Raw genomic sequence first — 25,335 nt, 5'->3', positions numbered from 1 at the left:
ATGCGCATCAATCCCGCACTGGAACTCAATCCGGCCCAGGCCAACAGCCCGGCCAAGGTCGACAAGGTCGCGCGCCAGCTGGAAGGCCAGTTCGCGCAGATGCTGGTCAAGAGCATGCGCGATGCCAGCTTCGGCGATTCGCTGTTTCCCGCCGAAAACACCATGTTCCGCGAGATGTACGACAAGAAGATCGCCGAAGCGATGACCCGTGGCCGCGGCCTGGGGCTGTCGGCGATGATCACCCGCCAGCTGGGCGGCGCCGAGGCCGACGCAGCCAAGCCGACCGACACCGCGCTGAACCCGGCCGCCGCGCTGCGTGCCTACCGGCTCAACGCGCCCGCCGCCACGCCGATGGCGCTGCCCACCGGCACCGCCCCGGCCACCGCGCCGAGCGAAGTGGACCTGCTGCAGCAACTGCGCGGCGCCGATCCGTCGGCGGTGCTGCAGCCAATGGAGCGCGCGCTGGACCTGATCGCCGGGCGCGAAAGCAGCCAGATGCACGAGGCGATCGGGCGCAGCGATCCGTATGCCACGCCGCCGGGCGTGAGCGAGCCCACCCAGGAGAACTGGGCGGCGCTGGCCAACGACCGCTGGAGCGGCGTCAACGACACCGTGCGTGGCCCGGGCGCGGTCGACACGCTGGCGGCCAACACCGCCGCCGCCAAGCTCGGCCCGCACACCCCGGAAGGCTTCGTGGCCAGCATCTGGGGCCATGCGCAGCAGGCCGCACGCGAACTGGGCGTGGACGCCAAGGCGCTGGTCGCCCAGGCCGCGCTGGAAACCGGCTGGGGCCGCAAGCTGGTGCAGCGTAACGGCGGCGGCAGCTCGCACAACCTGTTCGGGATCAAGGCCACCGGCTGGAGCGGCGAGCGCGCCAGCAGCGGCACGCATGAATATGTGGACGGCGTGCGCCGCAACGAAACTGCCAGCTTCCGCGCCTACACCTCGGTCGGCGACAGCTTTGCCGACTACGTGAAACTGCTCAAGAACAGTCCGCGTTACCAGAACGCGCTGCAGGCCGGCGGCGACGTCCGCGGCTTTGCCCAGGGCCTGCAGAAGGCCGGCTACGCCACCGATCCCAGCTATGCGGCCAAGATCGCCGCGATCGCCGGCGGCCCGACCATCGAGCGCGCCATCGCCGCCGTGGGCGATGCCAGCCAGCAGCTGGGCCGCACCTTTGCCAGCACCGCCAGCCCGACCGGGCTGGGTGTCATCCGTCGTTGAGGTAACCCATGTCCAGCGTACTTTCCACCGGCACCAGCGCCCTGCTCGCCTTCCAGCGGGCATTGGCGACCACCAGCCATAACGTCGCCAACATCAACACGCCCGGCTACAGCCGGCAGAAGGTCGACTTCGCCACCGCCAACCCGCAGAACTTCGGTTATGGCGACGTGGGCAATGGCACGCGCATCAGCGACATCCGCCGCGTGGCCGACCAGCTGGCGATCTCGCGGCTGCTCGACGGCAGCGGCGAACTGGCGCGGCTGAAGCAGCTGTCCAGCATGGCCGACCGGGTCGATGCGATGTTCTCCGATACCGCCACCAACGTGGCCGGGGTGTGGTCCAGCTTCTTCGATACCGTCAGCGGCCTGTCCTCCAACGCCTCCGGCACCGCCGACCGCCAGAACATGCTCGACGGTGGCAAGACCCTGGCCAACCGCTTCCAGCAGCTCAACGGCCAGCTCAACACGCTCAACGGTGAGGTCAACAACGGCCTGATCGCCGGCGCCAGCGAAATCAACCGGCTGGCCAAGGAAATCGCGCAGCTCAACGGCGCCATTGGTGGCAACGCGGCCAACGCCGCGCCGGACCTGCTCGACCGCCGCGACCAGCTGATCGCCAACCTTGTCGGCTACACCGGCGGCAACGCAGTGATGCAGGACGGCGGCATCATGAACGTCTACACGGCCGGCGGCCAGGCACTGGTGGTGGGCACCACCGCGTCCAAGGTCACCACCGTATCCGACCCGTACATGCCCGAGCGCCTGCAGCTGGCGCTGGAAAGCGCGGGCCAGAAGATCACCCTGGAATCGAAGACGCTGGGCGGCCAGATCGGCGGCCTGCTGGAGTTCCGCGACACCGTGCTGACCCCCACCCAGGCCGAACTGGGCAAGCTGGCGATCGGCATGGCCAGCAGCTTCAACGACGTGCACCGCCAGGGCGCGGACCTGTACGGCAACCTGGGCGGCGACTTCTTCAACATCGGCGCGCCGCGCATCACCGGCCATGCCGGCAATGCCGGGACCGCCAGCATGACCGCCAGCTTCGGCGACCTGTCCAAGCTGGACGGGCAGAACGTGGTGCTCAAGTTCGATGGCACCCAGTGGCAGGCCAGCCGCGCCGACACCGGCGTGGCGATCGCCATGACCGGCACCGGCACCGCCACCGACCCGTTGGTGCTCAATGGCGTGGAGCTGGTGATGACCGGCACCCCGGCGCCGAACGACCGCATGCTGCTGCAGCCCACCGCCGGCGTGGCCGGCACGATGTCGGTTGCCATCACCGACACCTCGCGCATTGCCGCCGCTGCCCCGATCAAGGGCACCGCGGCGCTGGCCAACAGCGGCACCGGCAAGCTGACCGGGGTCAAGGTGACCGACCACGGCAACGCCGCCCTGCGCAACCCGGCCGCGATCGTGTTCACCAGTGGCACCCAGTACACGCTGGATGGCGCCGGCCCGTTCACCTACACCGCCGGCCAGACCATCAGCGCCAACGGCTGGAGCTTCGTGCTCGACGGCGCGCCCAAGACCGGTGACACCTTCACCATCGGGCCGACCCCGGCCGGCTCGTCGGACAACAGCAACGCGTTGCTGCTGGCGAAGGTGGAACAGGCCAAGGCGTTCAACGACGGCACCGTTACCCTGAGCGGCGCCCTTGGCGGGCTGACCACCCAGGTGGGCGCCGCCGCACGCTCGGCCGACTACTCGCTGCAGGCCCAGCAGGTCATCACCGACCAGGCGCAGTCCGCGCGCGATTCGATTTCCGGGGTCAACCTTGATGAGGAAGCCGCCGACATGCTGCGGCTGCAACAGGCCTACCAGGCCGCCTCGCAGCTGATCTCCACCGCCGACACCATGTTCCAGACCATCCTCGGAGCCGTAGGCCGATGAACAACCGTATTTCCACCGGCATGATGTTCAGCCAGTCGGTCTCGTTGATGATGGCCAAGCAGGCCAAGATGAGCCACCTGGAACAGCAGATCGCCACCGGTCGCCGCCTGGTGACCGCCAAGGACGACCCGGTCGCCTCCGGCGCCGCCGTGGGCCTGGACCGCACGCTGGCCTCGCTGGACCGCATGCAGCTCAACGCCGGCAACGTGCAGAACCGGCTGGGCCTGCAGGAAAACGCGCTGGCCCAGGTCGGTGACATGATGGGCCGCATCACCGAGCTCACCATCTATGCCAATAATCCGGCGCTGGCCGCGGCCGACAAGCAGTCGATGGTCACCGAAATCGAGGCGATCCGCAGCAACCTGCTGGCGCTGGCCAACAGCACCGACGGCACCGGCCGTTACCTGTTCGGCGGCACCGCCGACGGCAGCCCGCCCTTCAGCCAGGTCGACGGCAAGGTGGTCTACAACGGCGACCAGAACCAGCGCCAGGTGGAAGTGGGCCCGGATACCTACGTGCTCGACGCCCTGCCCGGCAGCGAGATATTCCTGCGCATCGGCACCGGCGATGGCCACGTGGATGGTGCGGCGGCCACCGGCAACACCGGCACCGGCGTACTGACCAACGTTACCCGCGACGGCAGCAACAGCTGGGACGGCAAGGCCTTCAGCGTGCGCTTCACCGCCGCCGACCAGTACGAACTGCTCGACGACACCGGCACCGTGGTGTCCACCGGCACCATGAAGGCCGGCGACGACCTGGTGCTCAATGGCGTGCGCCTGCACGTGGATGGCAAGCCGGCCGCCGGCGACACCTTCAACGTGAGCCCCGCCACCAGCCGCGACATCTTCAGCACCCTGGACAGCCTGATCGGCTCCCTGAAGATGGACACCGGCAGCGCCAGCCAGTCCGCCGCCCAGCAGAACCTGCTGCAAAGTGGCCTGCGCGACGTGGCCCGCGCCTCGGAACGGATGATCGACTCACGCGCCGCCGGCGGTGCCCAGCTCAAGGCGCTGGACAATGCCGCGGACATGCGCGAATCCAACACCGTCACCCTCAAGGGCACGCTCTCGCAGATGCGCGACCTGGACTACGCCGACGCCATCAGCCAGTACCAGCTGGAAAGCACCGCCCTGCAGGCCGCGCAGACCCTGTTCTCGCAGATGCAGCAGATGTCGTTGTTCAACACGCTGCGCTGACAGCGCGTTACGAAACACCGAAAGGTCCGAAGGCCGCGATGCGAACAGCATCGCGGCCTTTTTCGTTGGGCGTCATCAAATGCGCCAGCGCCGCAGCCAACGTCTGGCGGGATTCCGCGCGCCTGAGCGCGCGAGCCTTCTTCGATGCGCAGCATGCGTTCGTCGCGCCGATGCAGGGTATCGGCAGTCGTTTGGGAACCGACCCTACCGGCGTCATGCCGCGTCGGAACGTGTGGTTTGCGGGCGCCTTGACCGTATCGAAGCCGCAGCCGGTGCCCTGCTCTACCGCCCCTGCTCTACCGCCCCTTGCTTGCGCGCCGATCTACCCAGGAAGGGCCGGCCCGGGTGGGTTGGCGGGACCGTTGGGCGCCATGGATGGCGCCCACGAGCCCCCATGGGTGAAGGCGCATTGCTCGCGAGGCACTGCCTCGCATGCGGCTGAACGCCCAGCCGCCAGCGGCTGGGCCGGACCGCGGAGCGGGGTTTACGGCGTGTCCCGCCAACCCACCCGGGCCTCCCAGGACGTGGCCGATGCGGCGCTTGGCTTTGGCCGTAGATGCAAGCCGGGCAGAGCCCGGCTCTACGGGGCGCCCCCGCGCCCGGCGTTTGGCGTGAAAACCCCTTCAATTTCTGCCTCCCGCGCCGTTAACCCTTCTATCGGGGTGCACAGCCAAGGCCCCGGACGGCAGCACCGGCAACCCCAGCGAAATTTCCGCCTAAAGGTTGTTGACAAAGCGCCGTTATTGATTTGGCAACAGCGAAGCACACAGCCAAACAAAAAAAACGGCGGCGCTTCGTTCCATTCACCACCGGGATTCCAATAAGGGAGACGACCCATGGCACAGGTAATCAACACCAATACGATGTCGCTCAACGCTCAGCGCAACCTGAGCACCAGCGGCAGCTCGCTCGCTACCACCATTCAGCGCCTCTCGTCTGGTCTGCGCATCAACAGCGCGAAAGACGACGCCGCCGGCCTGGCCATCAGCGAGCGCTTCGGCACCCAGATCCGCGGCACCGACGTCGCCATCCGCAATGCCAACGACGGCATCTCGCTGGCCCAGGTCGCCGAAGGCTCCCTGAGCGAAATCGGCAACAACCTGCAGCGCGTCCGCGAACTGGCCGTCCAGGCCTCCAACGCCACCAACTCGGCCAGCGACCGCAAGGCCCTGCAGGCCGAAGTCACCCAGCTGGTCAGCGAAATCGACCGCGTGGCCAAGCAGTCTGACTTCAACGGCACCAAACTGCTCGACGGCAGCTTCACCAGCCAGCTGTTCCAGGTCGGCGCCAACGCCGGCCAGGCCATCGCCATCAACAACGTCGTCGACGCCAAGGCCAGCTCGCTGGGCAACGCCAAGTTCGCCGCCCCCGTGAACAGCACCGCCGACGTCGCCACCATCACCGACCTGGCCGGCGTCACCATCAACGGCGCCGCCATCGGCACCATCACCGGCAAGACCACCGCCGAGTTTGCCGCCTCCGCCGCTGCCCAGATCAACAGCAAGATCGGCGAAGCCGGTGTCTATGCCGAAGTGGTCACCACCGCCGGCACCCCGGACACCCACCGCCTGAAGCTCACCTCGGTCCAGGCCGACCGCGACCTGGTCATCGACGGCGCCGCCCAGCTGGGCCTGGCCGACTCCACCGCCGCCGCCCCCAGCTCGGTTGCCGCCACCGCCACCTCCAGCTTCGTGCAGGACCTGGACGTCTCGTCCTACGTCGGCGCACAGAAGGCCCTGGAAATTGTCGACAAGGCACTGGAGTCGGTCAACAGCGTCCGCGCCGACCTCGGCGCCATCCAGAACCGCTTCACTTCCGTCGTCGCAAACCTGCAGACCTCCTCGGAAAACCTGTCCGCCTCGCGCAGCCGCATCCGCGATACCGACTTCGCCAAGGAAACCGCAGAGCTGACCCGCACCCAGATCCTGCAGCAGGCCGGTACGGCCATGCTGGCCCAGGCCAACCAGGTGCCGCAGAACGTGCTCAGCCTGTTGCAGCGCTGACATGAGCCGCTCCTGAAGCACGTCATGAGCGTCTAACCCAAATCACGTGCAACCGCTCAAGGACCTCTTCCCATGGCACAAGTCATCAATACCAACACGATGTCGTTGAATGCTCAGCGTAACCTGAGCACCAGCGGCAGCTCCCTGGCCACCACCATCCAGCGTCTGTCGTCCGGTTCGCGCATCAACAGCGCCAAGGACGACGCGGCTGGCCTGGCGATCTCCGAGCGCTTCGGCACCCAGATCCGCGGCACCGACGTGGCCATCCGCAATGCCAACGACGGCATCTCGCTGGCCCAGGTTGCAGAAGGCTCGCTGACCGAAATCGGCAACAACCTGCAGCGCGTCCGTGAACTGGCCGTGCAGGCCTCCAACGCCACCAACTCGGCCAGCGACCGCAAGGCCCTGCAGGCCGAAGTGACCCAGCTGGTCAGCGAAATCGACCGCGTGGCCAAGCAGTCCGACTTCAACGGCACCAAGCTGCTGGACGGCTCGTTCTCCAGCCAGCTGTTCCAGGTCGGCGCCAACGCCGGTCAGGCGATCGCCATCGACAAGGTGGTGGACGCCAAGGCCAACGCACTGGGCGGCGCCAAGTTCGACTCCAACGCACTGGCGCTGGCCGATCCGGGTACCAATGCCGACTTCAAGACCTCCGGCATGAAGATCAACGGCGTCGATATCGCCGCTGTCGAAGTCAAGCAGGGTGCCACTGCTGCCGACACCGGCAAGGCCTCGCGTGAAGCGCTGGTCAGCGCGATCAACGCCAAGATCGGTGAAACCGGCGTCTACGCCGAAGTCAACGGCACCACCGGTGTCACCCTGACCTCGGTCAAGGACAGCACCAACGCCGACGGCACCTTCAAGGCGATCACCGCCACCCCGGGTACCTGGACCGGCGCCACCGCACCGACCTTCACCGCCACGCTGGCCACCGCCGCCCCGGCCAACAAGTTCGCCAGCGACCTGGATGTCAGCACCGTCAAGGGTGCCCAGCAGGCCCTGGAGATCGTCGACAAGGCGCTGGGTTCGATCAACAGCACCCGTGCCGACCTGGGCGCCGTGCAGAACCGCTTCACCTCGGTCGTGGCCAACCTGCAGACCTCCACGGAGAACCTGTCGGCCTCGCGCAGCCGCATCCGCGATACCGATTTCGCCAAGGAAACCGCAGAGCTGACCCGCACCCAGATCCTGCAGCAGGCCGGTACGGCCATGCTGGCCCAGGCCAACCAGGTGCCGCAGAACGTGCTCAGCCTGCTGCGCTGATCCACGCCTGCAGTGTCGGCGCCGGCGTGACCGGCGCCGGCATCGACACCGACGTCCAACGCTCCACCCACGCCTGAAGGAACTTCCATGGCACAAGTCATCAACACCAACACGATGTCGTTGAATGCTCAGCGTAACCTGAGCACCAGCGGCAGCTCGCTGGCCACCACCATCCAGCGCCTGTCGTCGGGTTCGCGCATCAACAGCGCCAAGGACGACGCAGCTGGCCTGGCCATCTCCGAGCGTTTCGGCACCCAGATCCGCGGCACCGACGTGGCCATCCGCAATGCCAACGACGGCATCTCGCTGGCCCAGGTTGCCGAAGGTTCGCTGACCGAAATCGGCAACAACCTGCAGCGCGTCCGTGAACTGGCCGTGCAGTCGTCCAACGCCACCAACTCGGCCAGCGACCGCAAGGCCCTGCAGGCCGAAGTGACCCAGCTGGTCAGCGAAATCGACCGCGTCGCCAAGCAGTCCGACTTCAACGGCACCAAGCTGCTGGACGGTTCGTTCTCCAGCCAGCTGTTCCAGGTCGGTGCCAACGCCGGCCAGGCGATCGCCATCGACAAGATCGTCGATGCCACGACCGCCAAGCTGGGTACGTCGACCTTCGCTACCGGCAAGGTGGCTGATGCAACGGCCGCCCTGACCGCCGATGCCACCCTGACCGGCACCATCAAGGTCGGTTCGGCCACCGTCACGCTGGACAAGATCGAGCTGAAGAGCGGCGCGACCGTGGCCGACCAGAACAAGGCTGCCGTCACCGCCATCAACTCCAAGCTCGGCGAAACCGGCGTGCTGGCAGAGCTGGATGACACGGGCAAGATCGTGGTCACCCAGGTCAAGGACGGCGTGGCCATGGCCGACGGCGACATCACCCTGACCGGCGCGGCTGGCTTTGCGCAGACGGCCGATGCCGCTGTCACCACCGCCAATGTCGCCAACCTGGACGTGTCCACGGTGACCGGTGCGCAGAAGGCCCTGTCGCTGGTCGACAACGCCCTGAGCTCGATCAACAACACCCGCGCCGACCTGGGCGCCGTGCAGAACCGCTTCACCTCGGTCGTGGCCAACCTGCAGACCTCCACGGAGAACCTGTCGGCCTCGCGTAGCCGCATCCGCGATACCGACTTCGCCAAGGAAACCGCAGAACTGACCCGCACCCAGATCCTGCAGCAGGCCGGTACGGCCATGCTGGCCCAGGCCAACCAGGTGCCGCAGAACGTGCTCAGCCTGCTGCGCTGATCCCGCGTGATTCGAAGGCGCCGGGCAACCGGCGCCGCTTCCACCGCACCACGCTCCACGTACGCCCGAAGGAAACACCATGGCACAAGTCATCAACACCAATACGATGTCGTTGAATGCTCAGCGCAACCTGAGCACCTCCGGCAGCTCGCTGGCCACCACCATCCAGCGCCTGTCGTCCGGTTCGCGCATCAACAGCGCCAAGGACGATGCCGCCGGCCTGGCGATCTCCGAGCGCTTCGGCACCCAGATCCGCGGCACCGACGTGGCCATCCGCAATGCCAACGACGGCATCTCGCTGGCCCAGGTTGCAGAAGGTTCGCTGACCGAAATCGGCAACAACCTGCAGCGCGTCCGCGAACTGTCGGTGCAGGCGTCCAACGCCACCAACTCGGCCAGTGACCGCAAGGCCCTGCAGGCCGAAGTGACCCAGCTGGTCAGCGAAATCGACCGCGTCGCCAAGCAGTCCGACTTCAACGGCACCAAGCTGCTGGATGGCTCGTTCTCCAGCCAGCTGTTCCAGGTGGGCGCCAACGCCGGCCAGGCCATTGCCATCGACAAGGTGGTGGATGCCAAGACCAACGCCCTGGGCGGCGCGCAGTTCGCCACCGCTACCGTTGCCAAGGTGACCGGTGCCAACGATACCGACGTGGCCATCGCCGCGTTCAGCATCACCGACAGCAAGGGCACCGAAGTCAAGTTCGACAAGCTGGACATGAAGAGCGTCGGCACCGCCGCCGAGAACGAAGTGGCTGCGGGCAAGGCGCTGGCGACCCACATCAACGCCAAGATCGGTGAAACCGGCGTCTACGCCGAAGCCGATGCAACCGGCGCGGTGACCCTGACCTCGGTCAAGGACAGCGTGGACAAGGACGGCGCAGCGACGGTCTTCTCGACCGACGTGGCCGGCGCTGGCACCGTCACCATGGGCACCAAGCAGTTCGCCGATGCGATCGACGTGTCCACCGTGAAGGGTGCCCAGCAGGCGCTGGAAATCGTCGACAAGGCCCTGGGTGCGATCAACAACACCCGCGCCGACCTCGGTGCCATCCAGAACCGCTTCACCTCGGTCGTTGCCAACCTGCAGACCTCCACGGAGAACCTGTCGGCCTCGCGTAGCCGCATCCGCGATACCGATTTCGCCAAGGAAACCGCAGAGCTGACCCGCACCCAGATCCTGCAGCAGGCCGGTACGGCCATGCTGGCCCAGGCCAACCAGGTGCCGCAGAACGTGCTCAGCCTGCTGCGCTGATCCACGCGTCCACGCCGCCGGCAACCGCCGGCGGCGCGGGCAAAGCCCGAAACATCCGTTCAAACGTCACGCAGGAACGGGCCATGGCCATGGGCCGGACTCTCTCTCCCGGCAGCCACATCCCCGTGGCCATGGCCCGCCCCTGCGGCAGAACCGTTATCAGCGCTGTTAGTTTGACTGAACATCCCGGGTGGCTTCGTCTCCCCCCGCTTTTTCAGTAGCCTGAGCCCTCCTCTACATTGGAGGAGGGTTTTTTACAGACCCCCGGCCGGACCCATGCTGCGTCCCGCCCGGATACCCCTGCAAAGCGCGTGCCATTCTTCCGCGCCAACCCAGTGGCACAACTCCTGCATCAACGTGGTTCTAAAGACCCGGCGGCTACGGCCGCTACATTCGTTGACGGCACGGCCACGCGGCACCCCCGCGGCGGCTCACAGACAGGAGAAACAACGTGGCTGACTTTGGTTATGGTGGCATCGGTTCGGGACTGGATATTTCCGGCATGGTGGCCAGCCTGGTCGCGGCCGACCGCAAGCCGGCGGACAACGCGCTCAACCTGCAGCAGTCCAAGGCCAAGATGCAGCTGTCGGCGGTCGGCACGGTCAAGTCCGCGTTCGACCTGCTGACCACCTCGCTCAAGGCGCTCAAGGCCTCCACCGCGTTCGATGCCCGCCTGGTCAGTGCGACCAAGAGCGGCACCGACGACATCCTGACGGTCACGAGCACCAACGCCGCGGCCACCGGCAGCCACGAGATCGACGTTACCCAGCTGGCCACGGCCAACAAGTGGATCGCCGACACCTCCGTGCCCAAGACCAAGACCTTCGGCGCCGGAACCCTGACGCTGGACGTCGGCGTGGGCGACAAGAAAAAGACGCTGGAAATCCAGGTCGAGGCCGATGACACCCTCTCCTCGATCCGCACCAAGATCGAGAAGGCCGGCCGCAGCCTGGGCGTGCAGTCCACGCTGATCGCCTCGGGCGACAACCAGTTCCTGTCGATCTCGCAGGAAAAGGCCGGCACCGCCAATGCCATCAAGCTCAGCGCGGGCGCCGGCAATGCCGACCTGACCGCCCTGGCGGCCAGCATGTCCGAGCGCACCCCGGCGGCCGATGCCAAGCTGACCATCGATGGTGTGGAAGTGGTGGCCAGCGAGAACACCGTCACCGACGTGGTGCCGGGCCTGACCCTGAACCTGAAGAAGACCGGCAAGAGCACGGTGACGGTCAGCACCGACGTGGCCGCCGCACGCAAGGTCATGCAGGACTTCGTGACCGCCTACAACGGCGCCATCAGCGCCATCAACACGGCCACCAAGTACGACATCGAGAACAAGGAGCCGTCGTCGCTGACCGGCGATGCGCAGATGCGCGGCGCGTCCAGCCAGCTGCGCGCGATGATGGGCGGCGTGCTCAAGGACCTGGCCGCAGCCGGCCTGGACCCCAAGACGCTGGGCCTGCAGACCCGCGCCTACCCCAATGCCGATGGCAGCCTGGTGCTGGATGCCACCAAGTTCGAAGCGGCCCTGGTCAACCAGGCCGGCGCGGTGCGCCAGGCCCTGACCGGTGATGACGGCGCGGCCGCCAAGCTGTTCAACATGGTGGATGGCTACACCAGCACCACCGTGGGCAAGGAAGGCGCCTTCGTCTCGCGCACCAAGAGCATCAATGCCACCCTCACCGACATCGACAAGCGCCGCAAGGCCCTGGACGTGCGCATGGCCGGCGTGGAAGAGCGCTACAAGAAGCAGTTCCTGGCCCTGGATACGTTGATGGGCAAGCTCAGCCAGACCACCTCCTCGCTGAGCGCGCAGCTCAGCCAGCTGGCCGGTTGATCCATACGGCAGCGTGCTCAAGTTAACCGCGCACGCTGCCGATACAGGTACCGACGCAGTACCAACGCAGGCTCCACCCCCGGTGCCGCAGACCTCGCGAGGCACGCGGCCCCGCACGAAGGAGACATGATTGATGTACGGTTCGAACCGTCAATTCACCGAGCAGTACCGGCAGGTCGGCGTGCAGAGCGCGATCACCGACGCCGATCCGCACAAGCTGGTCGCCCTGCTCCTGGCCGGCGCGCTGGAACGCGTCCGCCTGGCCCAGGCCTGCCTGGAAGGCGGCGACCAGGCCCGCAAGGGCAAGGCGATCGGCGAAGTCTGCGCGATCGTGGGCCACCTCAACGGCTCGCTCGACCACGAGGCCGGCGGCGAGATCGCCGGCAACCTGTCGGCGCTGTATGACTATGTGATGCAGCGGCTGACCGAAGCCAACCTGCACAACGACCCCGAAGCCCTGCGCGAATCGCTGGAGCTGCTGGGCGAAATCGACGCCGCCTGGAACGCGATCCCGCGCGACCAGCGCGTGCCCGCACAGGCCGCGCTGTAATGGCGGCCACCCTGCTCACCCTGGCCGACCTCAACGCCGAGCTGGACACGCTGGAAACCGCGCTGCTGGCCGACGACCACGAGCGCGCCAGCGACTGCCTGGACACGCTGCACGTCAACCAGGGGCGGTTCCTGGCCCAGCCGGGTGCGCTTGACGATGTGGCCGGCCTGAGTGCCCTGGAAGGCCGCCAGCAGCGCATCATGGTGATGATGATGAGCCAGCGCGACGAAGCCGGCCGCCACCTGCGCCACGGTGCCAACGCCAACCGCGCGGCGCATGCCTACCTCACTGCGGAGTCGCTGGCATGAACGACGCGCGCCCCGCGGCCATCCATCATCCGGCCGAAAGCGAGCTGTTCGATGAAACCTTGAGCTGCGAGGTGGCGCTGCCGGCCGAGTTCCGCCTGGGCAGTGCGGTGATCCGCCCCGGCAGTGCTGAAACCCTGCTGCGCAGCGTGGCGCTGGTGGAAGATGCACGCAGCGACGACGGCCACGACGACCGCGGCGAATCCAGCGCGCAGATGCAGCGGCTGGAGGCCAAGCTGGACCTGACCATGGTGCTGCTGGGCCGGCTGGTGCGGCAAAGTGCCCAGGACCTGGACCTGCGCCCGCTGCGCTGGTCGCGCCGGGGCATCCGGCTGGAACAGGGCGCACGCAGCGGTGCCGCGGTGGGCAGCCTGGGCGTGATCCGCCTGCAGCCCTGCGACTGGCTGCCCGACCATATCGACCTGCCGGTCGCCGTGCTGGCCGAAGCAGCCACCGGCGCCGGCGCGCACTTCCTCTGGCTGCGCTTCGAGCCGATGAGCGATGCGCTGGAAATGGCGCTGGAACGCCACCTGTTCCGCCTGCATCGGCGCCAGATCGCCCAGGCGCGGCTGGCCGAGCGTCGCCCGTAAGCGGCCATGAGGGGGCGCCGGCCGGCGGCCGGCACTGCACACCGTGACGGGTTCGGCTTGGCGGTAGGCCGCCACTCCGTTAATGTGGCCGTCTTCTTCACATCCCCCCAAGCCTGCCTGTGCGCGTTCTCATCGTCGACGATCACACCCTGGTCCGCGCCGGCCTCAGCCGCCTGCTCCAGGGCTTTGCCAATGTCGAGGTGGTCGCCGATGCCAGCAATGCCGAACAGGCGCTGCAGATGGCCATCCAGCACAGCCCCGACGTCATCCTGATGGACCTGTCGCTGCCGGGCCGTACCGGCCTGGAAGCCCTGAGCGACATCCTGCTGCGCGCCCCCGGTACCCGGGTGGTGATGATGACCATGCACGACGACGCGGTGCACGTGCGCGATGCGCTGGATCGCGGCGCGGTCGGCTTCGTGGTCAAGGACGCGGCCCCGCAGGAGCTGGAACTGGCGCTGCTGGCCGCCCATGCCGGCCAGGTGTTCCTGAGCCCGCAGATCTCGGCCAAGATGCTGGCGCCGATGCTGGGCAAGGAAAAACCGGTGGGGGTGGCGGCGCTGTCGCCCCGCCAGCGCGAGATCCTGCGCCAGATCGGCCGCGGCGAAAGCAACAAGGAAATCGCCGCCGACCTCGGCATCAGCGTCAAGACGGTGGAAACCCACCGCGCGCGCATGATGGAGTCGCTGGGCTGCCGCCGCGCCAATGATCTGCTGCTGCTTGCCGCGCGCCACCAGCACGAACTGGAGTGAACCGCGCCGGTTCTCCGGCAGCCTGAAGCCTTCAGGCGGCGTGGTGACGGGATTTTGAACGGCGCCAGGCCACCCGGGCGACCAGATACAAGGGTTCCAGCCGCAAGAGGCGTCAATTTCCCGCGCTGATGTAGGGATTTTCCTGACTCACTGTCAGGAACCTGACGACAGCACTAGGGAACCCCCTGATTACGGTGTCGGGATAACACAAGCAAGATGTGTTCCATAACGCGCCGGGGAGTCGGCGCGATGGGGAACACACATGAAGCCGACGATGTCGACCCAGCTGGGTCAGCAGCTCCACCTCACGCCGCAACTGCTGCAGTCGATCCGGCTGCTGCAGCTGGATGGCATGCAGCTGGAGCTGGAGATCCGCCGCGCCCTGGAGACCAACCCGCTGCTGGAGATCGAGGATGCGCCAGAAGCGCCCGCCGCCGAGACCAGCGACACCACCACCGTGCAGGAAGTGGCCGCGTTCGACGAGCTGCCCGAAAGTGCGATGTGGGATGTTCCCGGCGCCAGCTGGCAGGACGGCGACGACGACCGCATGCAGCGCATTGCCGCCGACGAGTCCAGCGACCCGCACCTGCGTGCCCTGCAGCGCCTGAGCCTGGAACTGGATGCACGCGAACTGGCGGTTGCCGGCTTCTGGCTGGAGCACTGCGATGACGCCGGCTACCTGGACGCGCCGCTGGCCCAGCTGCAGCTGCTGGCCAGCGCCCATCACGACGTGGACGCGGCCGGCGTGGAAGCCGTGCGTCAGCAGATCCTGCACGGCGACCCGGCCGGCCTGGCCGCCCGCGACCTGCACGAATGCCTGAGCGTGCAGCTGCGCGCCCTGCCCGGCCGCGTCCCGGCCCGCCACCTGGCCCAGCGCGTTCTGGACGACGGGCTGGAAAGCCTCGCCGCGCACGACTACATCGCCCTGGCCCGCCAGCTCGACGCCGAAGTGGCCGACATCCATGAAGCGGTCCGGCTGATCCTGTCGCTGCAGCCGCGCCCGGGCGACAGCCTGCGCCCGGACGACAACGGCGTGGTCATCCCCGACGTCATCGCCTGGCACGCCGACAACCAGTGGCGCGTGGCGCTGAACCCGGCCACCAGCCGCCGCCTGAGCATCAACCCCAGCTACGAGCATGCGCTGGCCGATGCCGGCGAGGCGGCCCAGCCGCTGCGCGACATGCTGCAGGAAGCGCGTTGGCTGACCCGCGGCCTGTCGATGCGCTATGACACCCTGCTGCGCACCACCCGGGTCATCATCGAACGCCAGGCCGGCTTCCTTACCCGCGGCGAAGAGGCCATGGCGCCGCTGACCTTGAAGGAAGTGGCTGATGCGATCGGCATGCACGAGTCGACCGTGTCGCGCATCACCACCGGCAAGTACCTGCAGACCCCGCGCGGCACCCTGGAACTGAAGCACTTCTTCGCGGTGCGGCTGGAAGGCGCCAGCGTTTCCGGCCAGGCCGTCAAGGCCATGGTGCGCCGCCTGATCGACGCCGAACCGGCCGGCCGCCCGCTGGCCGACGAAGCCATCGCCGGCCTGCTGTCGCGCCAGGGGGTGAACATCGCCCGCCGTACCGTTGCAAAATACCGCGAACAACTGGACATCGCCCCGGCCCGTGAACGCCGCCGGAGCAATGCCAGGACCCCGCAACTGGCCCGGGTGGGCTGAAGGAAATGGAAGACATGAACAAGCTCACCGTCCTGCTGGTCGACGACCACGAGGGCTTCATCAACGCCGCCATGCGCCACTTCCGCAAGGTCGACTGGCTGGACGTGATCGGCAGCGCCGCCAACGGCCTGGAAGCCATCGAACGCTCGGAAACGCTGCGCCCGCAAGTGGTGCTGATGGACTTGGCGATGCCCGAGATGGGCGGCCTGCAGGCCACCCGCCTGATCAAGTCGCAGGACGACGCCCCGTACATCGTCATCGCCAGCCACTTCGACGACGTCGAGCACCGCGAGCACGCCCTGCGTGCCGGTGCCGACAACTTCGTCAGCAAGCTGTCCTACATCCAGGAGGTCATGCCGATCCTGGAAGGTCTGAAGGGGAATGGGTCATGAGTGAGTCGCGCATCCTGGTACTGGACAGCGACGCGGTGCGTGCCGAGCGCACCGTCGCCCTGCTTGAATTCATGGACTTCAACCCGCGCTGGGTGGCCGACGCGGCCGACTTCGACATCACCCGCCAGCGCTCCACCGACTGGATGGCCGTGATCATCGGCGGCCTGGAAGCCGGCGCGCGCAGCGATGCGTTGTTCGCCTGGGCCGGCCAGGGCGCCTTGCCGCCGCCGGTGATGCTGATCGACGGCGACGCCCCGCGCTTCGCCCAGCAGCATGGCCTTCATGAAGCCAACGTATGGCCGCTGGAAGCGCCGTTGCGCCACGCCCAGATGGAAGCCCTGCTGCGCCGTGCCAGCCTGAAGCGGCTGGACGCCGAGCACCAGGCCGGTGCCGTGCAGGAACAGGGTCCCACCGGCGAAGGTGCGGCGGTCAGCGCACTGCGCCAGATGATCGAGCAGGTCGCCGCGTTCGACACCACCGTGCTGGTGCTGGGCGAATCGGGCACCGGCAAGGAAGTGGTGTCGCGCTCGATCCACCAGCGCTCGCCGCGCCGTGACGGCCCGTTCGTGGCGATCAACTGCGGCGCGATCCCCGCCGAGCTGCTGGAAAGCGAGCTGTTCGGTCACGAAAAGGGCGCCTTCACCGGTGCACTGAGCGCGCGCAAGGGCCGGTTTGAAATGGCCGAGGGCGGCACCCTGCTGCTGGATGAAATCGGCGACATGAGCCTGCCGATGCAGGTCAAGCTGCTGCGCGTGCTGCAGGAGCGCAGCTTCGAACGCGTGGGCGGCAACCAGACCATCCGCTGCAACGTGCGGGTAATCGCGGCCACCCACCGTGACCTGGAATCGCGCATCGCCGACGGCAAGTTCCGCGAGGATCTGTTCTACCGGCTCAACGTGTTCCCCATCGACGTGCCGGCGCTGCGCGAGCGCAGCGAAGACCTGCCGGCGCTGGTGACCACCATCGCTGCGCAGCTGGCACGCACCGGCCGTGGCGAAGTGCGCTTCAGCGCCGAGGCCTTGCAGGCCCTGGCCAGCTACGAGTGGCCCGGCAACGTGCGCGAGCTGACCAACCTGGTCGAGCGCCTTGCCGTGCTGCACCCCGGCGGCACCGTGCGCGTGCAGGACCTGCCGGCGCGCTATCGCGGCGATTTCAGCGTCAGCGTCCCGGCGCCGGTGGTGGCCCCGGCACCGGTGAGCGACGAGCGCCTGGACCTGCGCAGCTTTTCCTTCCACGTGCCGACCCCGGGCAACGGTGCCGCGGTGGACGGCGGCCCGGCCGCCCGCGCCCCGGCCCTGCCCGACGCCGGCCTGGACCTGCGCAACCACATGGCCAACATCGAGTTGAACCTGATCAACGAAGCCCTGGAACGCACCCAGGGCGTGGTCGCCCACGCCGCCCAGCTGCTTGGCCTGCGCCGCACAACCCTGGTGGAAAAGCTGCGCAAATACGGTATCGAGCGCGACCAGGAGCAACTGGCCGGTTGATTCGACCACCTCTGGAACGACGCAGAAGCCCGGGCCTGTCCCGGGCTTTGTCGTTGTGGGGCTCCGACCCGGCATTGGCCTGCCCTGCGATTGCACGTTTTCCTACAGACACGCGCCAGGCGCTGACTAGCATCGAAGACACATCCCGCTGGAGGTCATCCGATGCGCCTGTTCCCCCTGCTGCTCAGCCTGGGCCTGCTGCCCGCCACCGCCCTGGCGTGCTCGACATCCTCGGCACCCCGGTCCACGTACAGGGTAGCTACCGCTACCAGCGCCATGCCCCGCACCTCGGTGAGATCCGGATGCGCGAAGCCTTCCCGGGCGGTACCGCCGCATACACCCTGCTGCTCACCTGCCTCACCGACAACGAAGGCATGTTCGTCTTCACCCAGCACGCCGGCCCGATCGCCCCGGCCCGCCGCCAGAACAGCGGCCGCTGGACGCTGACGCCCTGACAAGCGCAGCCACCCATGGGGTGGCTCTACCCCGATACCGCCCCATGGGCGACCGCACGACAACGGTAGAGCCACCCCATGGGTGGCTGCACAACCCGGACCCCCACCGGTAGAGCCACCCCATGGGTGGCTGCATGGCTGCACGACGGTAGAGCCACCCCACAGGTGGCTGCACAACACCCCGCCGGTTTTCCGACGCCGACGTTCCGGCACGCCCGCCGCGTCACACCGCCGCAGCAACATTCCGTCGCGCGGCCCCACCGGCCGCCTCGCCCGCCGTCACCCCGTGAACACGCAAACCCTTGTGCGACCAACAAAACTGAACCGATAAACGGTTTCGGCACGCCACTTGCAACGTATTCACTCGAAACCCCATCCCAGCTTCGGAACGTTCCAGATGTCGCACTCCGTCACCTCCGTCCTTTCCCAGATCCGCTCCTTCCAGACCCAGATGGGGCAGTCCGCCGTCAGCCCGCTGACGGAGGCGCCGAAGAACAATGCCATTCAGGGCCTTGTTTCCCCCCAGGAAGTGCAGGGTCCGAGCTTCACCGAAACCCTGCGTGGCGCCATTGCCGGCGTCAACGATGCCCAGCAGAAATCCGGCGCCCTGGCCAAGGCCTTCGAACTGGGTGAAGCCGGTGCCGACCTTGCCAAGGTGATGGTCGCCTCGCAGCAGTCCCAGATCGCCTTCCGCGCCACCGTGGAAGTCCGTAACCGTCTCGTCCAGGCTTACCAGGACGTGATGAACATGCCGCTGTAAGGATAGAAACGCATGGCCCTGTCGCTCTCCAAGGAATCCCTGAACGCCGAAAAGGCGGGCCAGTGGTTCGACCGGCTGCAAAGCCTGCAGATCACCCGTCGGCTCGGACTGATGGCGATGATCGCCGTGGCCGTGGCGGCAGGTCTGTTCGTGTTCTTCTGGTCGCAGAAGCCGGGCATGGTGCCGCTGTACACCGGCCTGGACCAGAAGGCCACCGCCGAAGCCACCGACCTGCTGCGTGCTGCGCAGATTCCGTTTGAACTGGATCCGGCCACCGGTGGCATCACCGTGCCGGAAAAGAACCTGCACGACGCCCGCCTGAAGCTGGCCGGCTCGGGCCTGACCGACAGCGGCAGGCTCGGCTTCGAGCTGATGGAACGCGATCCGGGCTTCGGCGTCAGCCAGTTCATGGAAAACGCCCGCTACCAGCATTCACTGGAAACCGAGCTGTCGCGCACCATCAACACGCTGCGCCCGGTGCGCGATTCGCGCGTGCACCTGGCCATTCCCAAGCCCAGCGCCTTCACCCGCCAGCGTGACGTGGCCAGTGCCTCGGTGGTGCTGGAACTGCGCGGTGGCCAGCAGCTGGAACGCGGCCAGATCGATGCCATCGTGCACATGGTGGCCGCCAGCATTCCCGACCTGACCCCCGAACGCGTCACCGTGGTGGACCAGAGCGGGCGCATGCTCAGCGTCTCCGACCCCAACAGCGATGCGGCGATGAATGCCGCGCAGTTCGAACAGGTGCGGCGCCAGGAAACCTCGTTCAACCAGCGCATCCGCGAACTGCTGGAACCGATGACCGGCCCGGGCCGGGTCAATCCGGAAACCAGCGTGGACATGGACTTCTCGGTCATCGAAGAAGCCCGTGAGCTGTACAACGGCGAGCCGCAGAAGCTGCGCAGCGAGCAGATGAGCGAGAACAGCAGCAACGTGCCCGGCCCGCAGGGCGTGCCCGGTGCGGCCAGCAATACGCCGCCCGGCCCGGCCGCCGCGCCGGCCACCGCCGCCGCGCCGACCGAAACCTCGAAGAACGCTACCCGCAACTACGAGCTGGACCGCACGCTGCAGCACACCCGCCAGCCGGCTGGGCGCATCAAGCGCGTGTCGGTGGCGGTGCTGGTGGACAACGTGCCGCGTGCCGGCGCTAACGGCAAGACCACCGAGCAGGCCCTGTCGGCGGCCGAACTGACCCGGGTTGAAGCCCTGGTCAAGCAGGCGGTCGGCTTCGATGCCGAACGTGGCGACACCGTGTCGGTGATGAATGCCCCGTTCGTGCGTGAAGTCGCTCCGGTCGAAGGCCCCAAGTGGTGGGAACTGCCGCAGGTGCAGGACGCCCTGAGGCTGCTGCTCGGCGCGATCGTGGTGCTGGCGCTGGTGTTCGGCGTACTGCGCCCGGCGCTGCGCTCGATCACCGGCCAGAACAAGAAAGACAGCGACGAGGCACTGGAACCGCATAGTGCCGACGTACAGCTGGTCGACGATGGCGAAGGCCTGCCCGCGCTGGGCAGCGAACGCCTGAACGCGGCCGGACATGAAACCCTGGCGCTGCCGGTGGACTCCTACGAGGAACGACTGCGCATGGCGCGTGAAGCTGTAAAGACCGATTCCAAGCGTGTGGCCCAGGTGGTCAAGGGGTGGGTGGCCAATGACTGACGCCACCACTGCGCCGCTGAGCGGCGTACAACGCGCCGCCGTGCTGCTGCTGTCGCTGGGTGAACTGGACGCGGCCGAAGTGCTGCGCCACATGGAGCCCAAGGAGGTGCAGAAGATCGGCATCGCCATGGCCACCATGACCGACATCACCCGTGCCCAGGTTGAAGGGGTGATGGACCAGTTCAGTTCCGAACTGGGCTCCAAGACCTCGCTGGGCGTGGGCTCGGACGACTACATCCGCAACATGCTGGTGCAGGCGCTGGGCAGCGAGAAGGCCGGCAACCTGATCGACCGCATCCTGCTCGGCCGCAACACCACCGGCCTGGACGCGCTGAAGTGGATGGACCCGCGTGCGGTGGCCGACCTGGTCCGCAACGAACACCCGCAGATCATCGCCATCGTGATGGCCCACCTGGAAACCGACCAGGCCGCCGACGCGCTCAAGCTGCTGCCCGAGCGTACCCGGGTGGACGTACTGCTGCGCATCGCCACCCTGGACGGCATTCCGCCGAACGCGCTGAACGAGCTCAACGAAATCATGGAGCGCCAGTTCGCCGGCAACCAGAACCTGAAGTCGTCCAACATCGGCGGCGTGCAGTGCGCGGCCAACATCCTGAACTTCATGGACAGCGGCCAGGACCAGGCGATCCTGGGCGAGATCGCCCGCATCGACGCCCCGCTGAGCGGGCGCATCCAGGACCTGATGTTCGTGTTCGACGACCTGGTGGACCTGGACGACCGCGAACTGCAGCTGGTGCTGCGCGAAGTCAGCGGCGAACGCCTGGGCCTGGCCCTGCGCGGCGCGGACATCAAGGTGCGCGACAAGATCACCCGCAACATGTCCCAGCGCGCCGCCGAGATCCTGCTCGAAGACATGGAGGCACGCGGTCCGGTGCGCCTGTCCGACGTGGAAGTGGCGCAGCGCGAGATCCTGGCCATCGTCAAGCGCATGGCCGATGAAGGCACCGTCACCATTGGTGGCAACGCGGAGGCGATGCTGTGAACAACGCCGTGCGCTGGCTTGCCCCGGACCTGCTGGCGGTGCCCGAACCGGCACCGGTGGAGGAGAGTTTCGAACTCACCGAACCGGACCCGGAGCACGAACCGGAACCGCTGCTGCAGCTGCCCACGCTGGAGGAAATCCAGCAGATCCAGGACGCCGCCGAGAAAGACGGCTTCGACCGCGGCCATGCCGACGGCCACGCCCAGGGCCAGGCCGAAGTGCGCCGCCTGGTCGCGCAGATCGAAGGCATCCTGGACAACTTCAGCCGGCCGCTGGTGCGGCTGGAGAATGAAGTGGTGGCCGCGCTCGGCGAGCTGGCGGTGCGCATCGCCGGCACCCTGGTCGGGCGTGCGTACCAGGCCGACCCGGCGCTGCTCGCGCAACTGGTGGGCGAGGCCGTCGACGCGGTCGGCGGCGCCAACCGCGAGGTGGAAGTGCGCCTGCACCCGGACGACATCGCCGCGCTCACCCCGCTGCTGCAGCTGTCGCCCACCCAGCGCCTCACCCCCGACGTCAGCCTGAGCCGCGGCGACCTGCGCGTGCACGCCGAAGCGGTGCGCATCGACGGCACCCTGGAGGCCCGCCTGCGCGGTGCGCTGGATGCGGTGCTGCGCAAATCCGGAGCCAGTGCATGAACACCGCCCCCCTGCCCGTCCCGGCCGCCGAGTGGGCGCCCGCGCGCAACCTGCGCCTGGCCGCGCGCCTGGACAGCATCCAGCCCGACGGCAACCACGGCCGTGGCCTGATCCGCGAAGGCGTGCTGCGCCGCGCGGTCGGGCTCACCCTGGAAGCGGTGGGCTGCGAATCGCCGATGGGCGCCAGCTGCAAGGTGGAAGTCGCCGACGGCGGCTGGGTGGATGCCGAAGTGGTCGGCTTTGCCGGCGAACGCACCTACCTGATGCCCAGCGCCGAACTGCACGGCCTGCTGCCGAACGCGCGGGTGGTGCCGGTACTGGGCCGCGGCGGCGTGGAAGTGGGCGAAGGCCTGCTTGGCCGGGTCATCGACAGCGATGGCGTGCCGCTGGACGGCAAAGGCCCGATCCGCGCCGAAGGCACCGTGAGCATGGCCGGGGTGTCGATCAATCCGCTGGCCCGCGAACCGATCACCCAGCCGCTGGACGTGGGTGTGCGCGCGATCAACGCGCTGCTGCCGATCGGCCGTGGCCAGCGTGTCGGCCTGTTCGCCGGCTCGGGCGTGGGTAAATCCACCCTGCTCGGCATGATGACCCGCTACACCGCCGCCGACGTGATCGTGGTGGGCCTGATCGGTGAACGTGGCCGCGAAGTGCGCGACTTCGTTGAAAGCACCCTCGGCGAAGAAGGCCTGCGCCGCGCCGTGGTGGTGGCCAGCCCGGCCGACCGCCCGCCGCTGGCCCGCCTGCACGGTGCCTACCGCGCCACCGCCATTGCCGAATGGTTCCGCGACCAGGGCCTGAACGTGCTGCTGCTGATGGACTCGCTGACCCGCTTCGCGCAGGCCCAGCGTGAGATCGGCCTGTCGGTGGGCGAGCCGCCCACCACCCGCGGCTACCCGCCGTCGGTGTTCGCCAAGCTGCCGGCGCTGGTGGAACGCGCCGGCAACGGGGCCAAGGGCCGGGGGTCGATCACCGCCTTCTACACCGTGCTCACCGAGGGCGACGATCCGCAGGATCCCATCGCCGACGCCGCCCGCGCGATTCTCGATGGCCACATCCTGCTGTCGCGCCGGGTCGCCGACAGCGGCCTGTACCCGGCCATCGACGTCGAATCGTCGGTCAGCCGCGTGGTCACTGAAATTGCCGACGAACCGTGGCGCCTGCGCATCCGCAAACTCAAGCGGCTGGTCTCGGCGTACTCGTCCAACCGCGACCTGATCGCCATCGGCGCCTACCAGCGCGGCAACGATCCGGCCACCGACGAAGCGCTGGAGCGCTGGTCGGACATCGCCGAATTCCTCGGCCAGGACGTCGGCAAGGCCGCCGACCTGCCGCACAGCCAGGCCGCACTCAAGCGCCTGGTGGAACCTGAGAGCTAAGCCATGATCCAGTCCAAGCGTTTCGATCCCCTGCTCAAGCGAGCCCAGGACCACGAAGACGAGGTCGCCCGTGACCTGGCCGAACGCCAGCGCACGCTCGACACCCACCTGTCGCGCCTGGACGAGCTGCGCCGTTACGCCGACGAGTACGCCAATGCGCAGATGGCGGCCACCAGCCCGGCCCAGCTGCTCAACCGGCGCGCGTTCCTGGACCGCCTGGACAGTGCCGTGGCACAGCAGCGCCAGACCGTGGACCACAACCGCGAAAAGGTCGAGGCCGAACGCGCGCGCCTGATCCTGGCCAGCCGCGACAAGGCGGTGCTGGAACAGCTGGCCGCCAGCTACCGCGCGCAGGAGAAGGTGGTCACCGACCGCCGCGACCAGCGCGAGATGGACGACCTCGGCGCACGCCGCAGCCGCCAGGCGCAGCGCGAAGACACCGACACCGGAGGCACGCCGTGATGCCCCCCGCCCTCCAGGGTACCGCGTCCACCGGTGCCTCCAAGGCCACCGGTACGCCCGCGCGCAGCGACACGCAGACCGGCGATACCCGCCGGGACTTTGACGCGCTGCTCAACGGCGACGCCTCCAGCACCGCCAAGGCGCCCGCGCGCCCCGCCGGCAAGGCCGGCAACGCAGGCAAGCCGGACGCGCCCGACAAATCCGGCACCGAACCGAACACCCCCGCCACTGCCGATGCGCCCAAGCGCACGGGCAGCGATGCGTCCACCGAGGCTACGGCCGACGCAGGCGCCACCGAAGGCAGCGCCACCGCCAAACCGGCGGCACAGGATGGGGCGGACGACACCGAGCCCGCGCCGTGGCCCCCGCTCGGCCTGGCCGGGCTGGCCCTGGCCGGCCTCCCGCCCCAGGTGCCCGCCGCGCTGCAACCGACCGCCCCGGCGGCGGCCGATGCCGACCTGCTGCTGGCCACGGCCGCCCCGCTGCCTGCCCCAGCGGTGCCGTTGCCGGCCGCCGCAGCGGCTGCCGCTACCGCCAGCGAACCGGCCGCCGCATTGGTGCTGCCCGCCGATGCCACGGTGGCCGACGACCCGGCGCTGCTCAAGGCCGTCACCGACGCGCTGGCCGGCGCCGACACCGCCGATGCCCCGGCCACCCCGCTGCTGCATGCGCTGCACGCCGCGGCCGAGCTCAAGACCGGCGCGGTCACGGCCGCGTTCACCGGCAGCCCGACCGCCACCCCGGACGTGGGCGCCGATGACTTCGGCGACGCCATGAGCGCGCGCATTGGCTGGTTGGCCGACCAGAAGATCGGCCATGCGGTGATCCGGGTGACCCCGCATGACCTGGGCCAGATCGAGGTGCGCCTGCAGATTGACGGCGACAAGGTGCACGCCAGCTTCAGCAGCGCCCATGCCGAGGTCCGCCACGCGCTGGAAACCAGCCTGCCCCGCCTGCGCGAAATGCTCGGCGAGCAGGGCTTCCAGCTCGGCAACGCCGATGTGGGCCAGCAGCACACCGCGCAGGGCGGCCAGGACGGCAATGGCCAGGCCGGCGCGACCGGCGGCGATGGCGAACCGACGCTGGCCGATATCACCGTCTCGCCCGCGCAGCTGATGCGCCAGCGCGGGTTGGTTGACGCGTACGCGTAGGCGCATGCGCGCCGTCTAGCCGTAAACACGGCACCCACCGGGCCGTAAACACGGCACCCACCGGGTAGTGCCGGCCGCTGGCCGGCTCCTCAGGAAATCACGGGTGCACGTGAAGCCGGCCAACGGCCGGCTCTACCGGGGGGATCACGGGTATGCGTGAAGCCGACCAACGGTCGG

The 25,335-nt window shown here is 68.1% G+C and carries 23 protein-coding genes; all 23 read left to right on the top strand.

Annotation, left to right across the window (positions count from 1 at the left end):
- The 23 genes from flgJ to ABIA71_RS04790 all read left to right on the top strand — a co-directional run bounded on the left by flgJ (position 1) and on the right by ABIA71_RS04790 (position 25,158).
- Positions 1–1,224 (top strand): flagellar assembly peptidoglycan hydrolase FlgJ, encoded by a 1,224-nt coding sequence (gene flgJ / locus ABIA71_RS04900; protein WP_354283586.1) that lies wholly within the window; start codon positions 1–3, stop codon positions 1,222–1,224.
- An 8-nt stretch (positions 1,225–1,232) separates the two neighbouring features.
- Positions 1,233–3,113, top strand: coding sequence for a flagellar hook-associated protein FlgK (gene flgK, locus ABIA71_RS04895; protein WP_128097570.1), 1,881 nt, complete (start codon positions 1,233–1,235; stop codon positions 3,111–3,113).
- Entirely contained in the window at positions 3,110–4,312 is a 1,203-nt protein-coding gene (gene flgL / locus ABIA71_RS04890) for a flagellar hook-associated protein FlgL (protein ID WP_128097569.1), read from the top strand. Before flgK ends, flgL begins: the two co-directional genes overlap by 4 nt.
- Positions 4,313–5,148: 836 nt before the next feature.
- Entirely contained in the window at positions 5,149–6,315 is a 1,167-nt protein-coding gene (locus ABIA71_RS04885) for a flagellin (protein ID WP_354283583.1), read from the top strand.
- A gap of 72 nt (positions 6,316–6,387) precedes the next feature.
- Positions 6,388–7,578, top strand: coding sequence for a flagellin (locus ABIA71_RS04880; protein ID WP_354283581.1), 1,191 nt, complete (start codon positions 6,388–6,390; stop codon positions 7,576–7,578).
- 87 nt (positions 7,579–7,665) lie between these two features.
- Positions 7,666–8,823 carry a flagellin gene (locus tag ABIA71_RS04875; RefSeq protein ID WP_159496698.1) on the top strand — a complete coding sequence of 386 codons (1,158 nt, stop codon included), beginning with the start codon at positions 7,666–7,668 and terminating at the stop codon, positions 8,821–8,823.
- Positions 8,824–8,902: 79 nt separating this feature from the next.
- The gene (locus tag ABIA71_RS04870) at positions 8,903–10,075 is read left to right on the top strand and encodes a flagellin (RefSeq protein WP_354283579.1); all 1,173 of its coding nucleotides are present in this window, start codon (positions 8,903–8,905) and stop codon (positions 10,073–10,075) included.
- A gap of 451 nt (positions 10,076–10,526) precedes the next feature.
- Positions 10,527–11,909: a flagellar filament capping protein FliD gene (gene fliD / locus ABIA71_RS04865; protein ID WP_128095946.1), complete on the top strand. Its 1,383-nt coding sequence runs from the start codon at positions 10,527–10,529 to the stop codon at positions 11,907–11,909.
- Positions 11,910–12,042: 133 nt separating this feature from the next.
- Positions 12,043–12,459, top strand: a complete 417-nt coding sequence (fliS, locus tag ABIA71_RS04860) for a flagellar export chaperone FliS (protein WP_038688455.1) — start codon at positions 12,043–12,045, stop codon at positions 12,457–12,459.
- Complete coding sequence (locus ABIA71_RS04855; protein ID WP_354283576.1) at positions 12,459–12,767, top strand: hypothetical protein; 309 nt, start codon at positions 12,459–12,461, stop codon at positions 12,765–12,767. The genes fliS and ABIA71_RS04855 overlap by 1 nt, the downstream gene beginning before the upstream one ends.
- Positions 12,764–13,354, top strand: coding sequence for a PilZ domain-containing protein (locus ABIA71_RS04850; protein WP_354283574.1), 591 nt, complete (start codon positions 12,764–12,766; stop codon positions 13,352–13,354). The genes ABIA71_RS04855 and ABIA71_RS04850 overlap by 4 nt, the downstream gene beginning before the upstream one ends.
- Before the next feature lie 119 nt (positions 13,355–13,473).
- Positions 13,474–14,106 carry a response regulator gene (locus ABIA71_RS04845; protein ID WP_038688461.1) on the top strand — a complete coding sequence of 211 codons (633 nt, stop codon included), beginning with the start codon at positions 13,474–13,476 and terminating at the stop codon, positions 14,104–14,106.
- Positions 14,107–14,368: 262 nt separating this feature from the next.
- Positions 14,369–15,778, top strand: a complete 1,410-nt coding sequence (rpoN, locus tag ABIA71_RS04840) for an RNA polymerase factor sigma-54 (protein WP_354283571.1) — start codon at positions 14,369–14,371, stop codon at positions 15,776–15,778.
- Positions 15,779–15,792: 14 nt separating this feature from the next.
- Entirely contained in the window at positions 15,793–16,170 is a 378-nt protein-coding gene (locus ABIA71_RS04835) for a response regulator (RefSeq protein WP_038692225.1), read from the top strand.
- On the top strand, positions 16,167–17,657 hold the full coding sequence (locus ABIA71_RS04830; protein ID WP_354283569.1) for a sigma-54 dependent transcriptional regulator: 1,491 nt from the start codon (positions 16,167–16,169) through the stop codon (positions 17,655–17,657). The genes ABIA71_RS04835 and ABIA71_RS04830 overlap by 4 nt, the downstream gene beginning before the upstream one ends.
- A 218-nt stretch (positions 17,658–17,875) precedes the next feature.
- Positions 17,876–18,112 (top strand): hypothetical protein, encoded by a 237-nt coding sequence (locus ABIA71_RS04825; protein WP_354283567.1) that lies wholly within the window; start codon positions 17,876–17,878, stop codon positions 18,110–18,112.
- Between the two features lie 397 nt (positions 18,113–18,509).
- Positions 18,510–18,872, top strand: a complete 363-nt coding sequence (gene fliE / locus ABIA71_RS04820; RefSeq protein ID WP_354283565.1) for a flagellar hook-basal body complex protein FliE — start codon at positions 18,510–18,512, stop codon at positions 18,870–18,872.
- 12 nt (positions 18,873–18,884) lie between these two features.
- Positions 18,885–20,528 (top strand): flagellar basal-body MS-ring/collar protein FliF, encoded by a 1,644-nt coding sequence (fliF, locus tag ABIA71_RS04815; protein WP_128095591.1) that lies wholly within the window; start codon positions 18,885–18,887, stop codon positions 20,526–20,528.
- Positions 20,529–20,544: 16 nt separating this feature from the next.
- Positions 20,545–21,531, top strand: a complete 987-nt coding sequence (gene fliG, locus ABIA71_RS04810; RefSeq protein ID WP_038692227.1) for a flagellar motor switch protein FliG — start codon at positions 20,545–20,547, stop codon at positions 21,529–21,531.
- A complete protein-coding gene (locus ABIA71_RS04805) occupies positions 21,528–22,166 on the top strand; it encodes a FliH/SctL family protein (RefSeq protein ID WP_502960977.1) in 639 nt (212 codons plus the stop codon). The genes fliG and ABIA71_RS04805 overlap by 4 nt, the downstream gene beginning before the upstream one ends.
- Positions 22,163–23,545, top strand: a complete 1,383-nt coding sequence (locus ABIA71_RS04800) for a FliI/YscN family ATPase (protein WP_354283563.1) — start codon at positions 22,163–22,165, stop codon at positions 23,543–23,545. Before ABIA71_RS04805 ends, ABIA71_RS04800 begins: the two co-directional genes overlap by 4 nt.
- Before the next feature lie 3 nt (positions 23,546–23,548).
- Positions 23,549–24,007, top strand: coding sequence for a flagellar export protein FliJ (gene fliJ / locus ABIA71_RS04795; RefSeq protein ID WP_038688476.1), 459 nt, complete (start codon positions 23,549–23,551; stop codon positions 24,005–24,007).
- Positions 24,007–25,158 carry a flagellar hook-length control protein FliK gene (locus tag ABIA71_RS04790; protein WP_354283561.1) on the top strand — a complete coding sequence of 384 codons (1,152 nt, stop codon included), beginning with the start codon at positions 24,007–24,009 and terminating at the stop codon, positions 25,156–25,158. Before fliJ ends, ABIA71_RS04790 begins: the two co-directional genes overlap by 1 nt.
- Positions 25,159–25,335 lie beyond the last annotated feature (177 nt).

Source organism: Stenotrophomonas sp. 2619, from assembly GCF_040548725.1.
Taxonomy (GTDB): Bacteria; Pseudomonadota; Gammaproteobacteria; order Xanthomonadales; family Xanthomonadaceae; genus Stenotrophomonas; species Stenotrophomonas maltophilia_AP.
This window is presented reverse-complemented; position numbering and strand designations above follow the sequence as displayed.